At 43.3% G+C, this 5,271-nt stretch carries 8 protein-coding genes and 1 pseudogene; 4 read left to right on the top strand and 5 right to left on the bottom strand.

Going from position 1 to position 5,271, the window contains the following annotated elements:
* A pseudogene (locus PX484_RS25135) lies at positions 1-261 on the top strand (IS630 family transposase); the annotation flags it as partial.
* Between the two features lie 26 nt (positions 262-287).
* Entirely contained in the window at positions 288-443 is a 156-nt protein-coding gene (locus PX484_RS25140; RefSeq protein ID WP_287666549.1) for a hypothetical protein, read from the top strand.
* 40 nt (positions 444-483) lie between these two features.
* Here the strand turns inward: PX484_RS25140 and PX484_RS25145 are convergent, their stop codons facing one another.
* The 3 genes from PX484_RS25145 to PX484_RS25155 form a co-directional block, all read right to left on the bottom strand.
* Positions 484-807 carry a type II toxin-antitoxin system PemK/MazF family toxin gene (locus PX484_RS25145; RefSeq protein ID WP_004163786.1) on the bottom strand — a complete coding sequence of 108 codons (324 nt, stop codon included), beginning with the start codon at positions 805-807 and terminating at the stop codon, positions 484-486.
* Positions 782-985, bottom strand: a complete 204-nt coding sequence (locus PX484_RS25150) for a hypothetical protein (protein WP_002797544.1) — start codon at positions 983-985, stop codon at positions 782-784. The genes PX484_RS25145 and PX484_RS25150 overlap by 26 nt, the downstream gene beginning before the upstream one ends.
* 93 nt (positions 986-1,078) lie before the next feature.
* Complete coding sequence (locus PX484_RS25155; protein WP_283159974.1) at positions 1,079-1,204, bottom strand: hypothetical protein; 126 nt, start codon at positions 1,202-1,204, stop codon at positions 1,079-1,081.
* A gap of 211 nt (positions 1,205-1,415) precedes the next feature.
* Between PX484_RS25155 and PX484_RS25160 the strand changes: the two genes are divergently transcribed.
* Both PX484_RS25160 and PX484_RS25165 read left to right on the top strand, forming a co-directional pair.
* Positions 1,416-1,733, top strand: a complete 318-nt coding sequence (locus tag PX484_RS25160) for a DUF433 domain-containing protein (protein WP_002769338.1) — start codon at positions 1,416-1,418, stop codon at positions 1,731-1,733.
* A complete protein-coding gene (locus PX484_RS25165; protein ID WP_079205520.1) occupies positions 1,723-2,055 on the top strand; it encodes a DUF5615 family PIN-like protein in 333 nt (110 codons plus the stop codon). The genes PX484_RS25160 and PX484_RS25165 overlap by 11 nt, the downstream gene beginning before the upstream one ends.
* A 774-nt stretch (positions 2,056-2,829) precedes the next feature.
* Here the strand turns inward: PX484_RS25165 and PX484_RS25170 are convergent.
* Entirely contained in the window at positions 2,830-3,900 is a 1,071-nt protein-coding gene (locus tag PX484_RS25170) for a hypothetical protein (RefSeq protein ID WP_287666541.1), read from the bottom strand.
* Positions 3,901-3,977: 77 nt separating this feature from the next.
* A partial coding sequence (locus tag PX484_RS25175) for an alpha-xenorhabdolysin family binary toxin subunit A (RefSeq protein ID WP_288106123.1) occupies positions 3,978-5,271 on the bottom strand: 1,294 nt, incomplete at its 5' end.

The raw sequence follows: 5,271 nt of genomic DNA on the forward strand, positions 1-5,271 counted from the left end.
ATGAAGAATTTTTTGGGAGAGCAAAATGAAGGATTAGCAAAATCAGAATGGAAAATTACTTGTGAACTTTTTGCCCCTTATGCGCCAGAAGAAAATCCAGTTGAAGCAATTTGGTTTCAATTAAAAAATTTGCTCAGGAGGTTTTATCGTTTCGGCAAAAACTTTAAAATTATTAATTTTTTATTTCAATTTTTTGCCAAATATAATCTTTTCAAATTTCCTAACTTGAAAAGATTTGATGCCTTTTCACAACTCATTTAGGTTTGCTATATAAGTGTTTTTGTTTTATGAAAAATCAGTTATTAAAATTAGCTTTTGAAGTAGAAATTGAAGAAGGGGAGCAACTCAATCTTCCCAGTTCTATTGTGCAAGGAATTGGTAAAGGGAAGTGGGTGATTACTATTCAGCCCAAAACCTTGGTTAGCGATCGCCTTCATTCCTGAATAGTTATGCCCCAGAAGACGAAGGTTTATATGACGATTATTAAAGGCGGAGCCAATCTTTCAGCCCGTTTTCAATTAATTTCATCTGTGATTCCGATAGCATTCCAAGCTTTTTCACAAAATAGGGTGGAGGAACGGTTACAAAACCCTGAAGTAGGAAGGCACCTTTTCTTTTCAGAAAGGGAAGGTCGATCTGAATCTCATATTGGGAGCCTCTGATACTAGTTGTATGAGGAATCACACCAATCAAAGCTCGATCCTCATCTCCATAAGGTTCACTCACAACAAGAGCGGGGCGTACTTTTGCTGCTATCCCAAAATCAATCAACCAAACTTCGCTACGAACTGGCTTCGGATTCCCCATCTGCTTCCTCCTCTGCATCTAGACGAGCAAACGATTGAGCGGCAAAAAGAACTGCATCATCATTACTCCAATCACCATAGTCTCCAGTCGGACTCAGGCTGGCTGAAAGGAACTCAGATTTTTCTCTAGCTGAAAGTTTTTTGAACTGTCTAAGAAGTGTTACAACGGCTTCACTCATGGCTTCAACTGATCGCTTGTAGATTACTTTCTGTCCACTAGGTTAGCACGGCGCTCGCTCTTTCAAAAACCAAAACAATCGCGGTTTTAACGTTTAATTAACCAGAAGCGGGTGATCGCACTGGATGAAGGTGTTTCTAAGGCGATCGCCCACACCTTGCGGTAGTTCGGTGAAGCGGATTTGTCCATCCTGATAAATGCCTTCGATGGTTTTTAGCATGGTTTGCTGTTTGGTTGGTTTCCTTTTTAATTTTAACGGCTAATTTCAACGGACTGGCTCTGTAATTCCTGTCTGCTCAAAAGCTTGGCGATGATACAAGTATTCCTGATGCCGCAATAAAAGGCGCGTTAAGTAACACATCCGACACGACCAGTGATCGCATTTTTAAGAAAAATGCTACAATCCATAGAAATAAATTAAATTAACGATTATGTCATCTTTAGTTTTTACACAACACATTGAAGTAACACCTGGTGTTTGTGGGGGCAAACCTCGTATTGCGGGTCACCGTATTAAAGTACGAGATATTGTCATCTGGCATGAAAAAATGGCAATGTCTCCTGATGAAATTGTTTATAATTACCCAACAATTACTTTAGCTGATGTTTATGCGGCTTTAGCGTATTACCATGATCATCGAGAAGAAATTCGCCAAGATATTGAAGCCAGCGAAAATTTTGCTAAACAGTTACAAGGGGATCAGCCTTCTTTGGTCGAAAAAATTTTAAAGGGGAATAATGGCCAATAAGCTGAAGTTTCATCTTGATGAAAGTGTCTCTAATGCGATCGCCAAAGGTTTAAGGATGAGAGGGATTGATATTACAACGTCTCCTGAAGAGGGATTAATTGGGGCTTCTGATAAAGAGCAATTAGCTTATGCTTTGTCGCAAGGCCGAGTTGTTTTCACTTTTGATGATGATTTTCTGGTTTTGTCTTCAATGGGATTGGAACATTGTGGTATTATTTATTCGCGTCAAGGTCAATCTATCGGAAAGATTATTAGCAATTTAGTTTTGATTTGGGAATGTTTAGACCCTGATTATATGTATAGAAATGTTGAGTTTTTATAAAAATCACAATTAAGAGAAAAAGGGCATATTGGGTAAGGCAGTTTACGGGATTGAATCTTTATGTTGTGATGATACCCATGACAATCCAGGCCGGTATGGGTTAGGTTTAAAACCGCAGGATTTGCTGTTTTCTAGGGTTTATCGGTTTATCAGGGGCTTTATCTGACCGATTGGGGAATGATAGAAATTCCCATTATTCCTGACGATATTGACGATGAATAACGGTAGGAGGGGTTAGGGTAGCGTAACGCATATAAAACACAAAAGGCGCGTTAAGAAACGCACCCTACAAGATCGGCGATCGCACTGTTGGGTTGGTTTCCTTTTTAATTTTATCAGCTAATTTCAACGGGCTGGATATGCCATTAATTCGAGATGAATGAGATTATGCTTTACACGGTGATTATAAGTACCTAAGCAAAATTAATTACACATATCTAACCCCCCCCTTGCCTCTTGCCTTTTGCATGAGTGCCTTTCTTCACTAGGAAATTTATTTTGCACGACTACTTATTCGTTATTATCCTATGCGGTAGGGGTTTGATTTAAAATCCCAAGATCGCCCTGTTTTTCGGTATCTATTAATTGATTGTTGAAGGTTTTTATGGATCTGATTTGGGTACGATAACAATTCCTGACGGTATAGGCAATGAATAATGCAGGAGATGTTAGCGCAATGTAAGGCATTGCTATTTAGATTAAAGTGTTTTGAAAAGGTAAAAGGTGCGTTCCACGCACCCAATTAAGAACGGTGATCGTGTTCGGAACAACAATTTAAGAAAGGATGACTTTGTTACGCTCATTGCGAGCTTGCTCTAAATAAAACTCCATGTCGTTGATAATTGTCATTAAGGTATCCGCCGTAACCGCCTGATTGTTGAAATCTCGAAGTGTTGTCGCGAAACTAAAGAATGCTGTGGACAGCTTAGTGGTTTCCGTAGCCAGCGCTGTCATGGACGTTCCCGCCGTTCCAATTGTGTCTAGCTGTGATAGCGTCGCGTTCTGCGCCCGCAGACGTTCTTGAAAGGCTTCTACCACAATGCGCTGCGTCGTTGCCGCCTTGCCGACTTCATCGCGCATTTGGGTGAGTTGCTCGAATTTAATGACCTTGTCAACAGCCGTCAATATTTTCTTAATTTGCTTTACGGCTAGCTCGATTGACTTCTTCGCGACTGTAACCTCCGGAGCAGCGGCATCGCCCGGGCCAGCATCAAGAAGGTTCGACAGTTCCTCTTCATCTGGCAAGAGTCCAACAAGCTCTTCGGTCGGCCCACCCCGCGCTTCATCAACGGCTGCAGCTAGGGTATCATAGCGCTCTTTGAGGGTTTTGAGACGAGCGGACTCACGATCAACGTCTTGCTTTAGGCGTTCATGGTTTGCTGTCTCGGTGGCTATGGCATCCTTAAGTCGCACCTCGGTTTCTTTCCCAACTGTTGAGAGGCGATCAGCAGAGTCAGAAAGCTTAGTCGCAGCATTGTTAAAGTCTGTGAGGGTGGATGAGACTGCATTACTCAGCCTGCCTTGCAACTGTGCCCGTGCGGTGTTAGCTTGCTCAGTAGAAATACTGCCCGTGCGTTGGGCTTCGTCAATCTCACCAATTTTTTGTAGAAGCAGTTGGACTACCTTCATGTTGTTCAACGAGGTTGGCAGCGAGGCAAGAGCGTTGCTGATCTCTTGATTAAGGTCGTCTGCTACAGTGGCGGCGAGCTTAAGGCGATCGGTAAAGTAGGAATATGCTCCATCGCTCATCGCAGGAACGCTTCGCTTAATAGTTTGGACAGACTGTGCCACAGACTCAAAGTTCGGGATACTAGCTTTAGAATTGGAAAACTGCATAGTGCTCATGATGACCTTATCCTAATGTTTGAAAAGTGTTTGGAAAGCGTGGCTTGTACGCGGAAATATATCGAGGTGAGCTTTCACTAGGAATCGTAGGTTTTTTTGAACTCCTCATAAGCCTTGTCAAAGACTTTCCCAAGATCGGTGCTCATGTCACCCACTTCCTTCCACGGGTTGACAATGCCTTCAAGGTCAGTAACAAAGGTCAGCAACATATCGCTGTCCTTGACTTGATTCCACTTATCAACCGATTGATCAATTCTTGCGATGATGTCAGTCCACAAGAAGTCGAGGTGCTCTAGGGACTGCTGAGCATCTAGGAGACGCATTCCAATATCTGTAAATTGGGTTGCAAACTGATTGAGTATGCCCTGTACCTGCTGTTTCCGCTTGAGATCGTTGGACTTGTCATCCTTTTGCTGGATTTTTGAGTTCCTATCTTTCCGAACCTTCTCGGCCTTAGCGCCAAAAATGCCGCCTGTAATGGCGATACCAATAATTCCGCCTACGGCACCAGTGAATGCAAGCCCGACATACTTGTCGTAGTCTTTCTTCAGTTGATCGATCTCCTTTTCAAGGCTATCAATACTGTCTTGGAGTTCTTTGATCTGATCATCCATATTGGCTTTCTTAGCCCGCCCTTTCTTGTCTACGATCGCTGGCTCAAGACCATTCACTGTTCTGTTGTCCGATAGGGTGCCACCAGAGATATCGGTTTTGTAGTCACGCACTGCCATAAGCACCTTGAGCGTCCGTTGCTGCTGGTCGGCGCAGGTTGCCTTTAACCTTTTGATGACTTCTGGCAACGCCATTTGAATTTTAGCGTCCTTGTCACTAGAAATTGGGATTATTACAGTCGGGTCGTTGATGGTTTGCATCTGCTCAATGATATCCATCTTGTTGATGGTATTGATGACTTGGCCACCAATTCTAACGATGTCATCCGATGCGACTTTGAGGCTAGAAGCCTGCCCCTTCACCAGGCCCTCGACTGGTGTCCAGCCGTTAGCATGGTCAGTGATCTTTTGGTACAAATCGATGATTTCGTTAGGCTCAAGTCCAGGGATGCCTGTGCTGTTGCTGCCGATGTCTTTCGTGAACTGTTCGAGGCTCTGCGGTAGCTCCCTGGCAGCGTGGACATACAGCAAGATTTTGATTAGGTCGTCGGCAGTAAAGATGCCAGCTGCGCGACCGTCCTGAGTTTGACTGCCTGTGAGCAACTGCAACATCACGACTGCAGCAATTCTCATTTTAAAAAGTAACAAGTGATACAGACAGAAACAAAGCTTTAAGCAGGCTACAAAATGCGCTCCCGCGAGTGCGACTGCATCGCAGAGAAGTGAGTATATAGAGTATTTATACTCAAAATATTTGAAA

The sequence above is a fragment of the Microcystis sp. M49636_WE2 genome (genome assembly GCF_030065375.1).
In the GTDB taxonomy this organism is placed as follows: domain Bacteria; phylum Cyanobacteriota; class Cyanobacteriia; order Cyanobacteriales; family Microcystaceae; genus Microcystis; species Microcystis aeruginosa_C.

What these genes read in the sequence shown, in the direction of transcription:
- PX484_RS25140 (WP_287666549.1), top strand. Translation starts at nt 288, where the DNA reads ATGAAAAATCAGTTATTAAAATTAGCTTTTGAAGTAGAAATTGAAGAA.
- PX484_RS25145 (WP_004163786.1), bottom strand. Translation starts at nt 807, where the DNA reads ATGGGGAATCCGAAGCCAGTTCGTAGCGAAGTTTGGTTGATTGATTTT.
- PX484_RS25150 (WP_002797544.1), bottom strand. Translation starts at nt 985, where the DNA reads ATGAGTGAAGCCGTTGTAACACTTCTTAGACAGTTCAAAAAACTTTCA.
- PX484_RS25155 (WP_283159974.1), bottom strand. Translation starts at nt 1,204, where the DNA reads ATGCTAAAAACCATCGAAGGCATTTATCAGGATGGACAAATCCGCTTC.
- PX484_RS25160 (WP_002769338.1), top strand. Translation starts at nt 1,416, where the DNA reads ATGTCATCTTTAGTTTTTACACAACACATTGAAGTAACACCTGGTGTT.
- PX484_RS25165 (WP_079205520.1), top strand. Translation starts at nt 1,723, where the DNA reads ATGGCCAATAAGCTGAAGTTTCATCTTGATGAAAGTGTCTCTAATGCG.
- PX484_RS25170 (WP_287666541.1), bottom strand. Translation starts at nt 3,900, where the DNA reads ATGAGCACTATGCAGTTTTCCAATTCTAAAGCTAGTATCCCGAACTTT.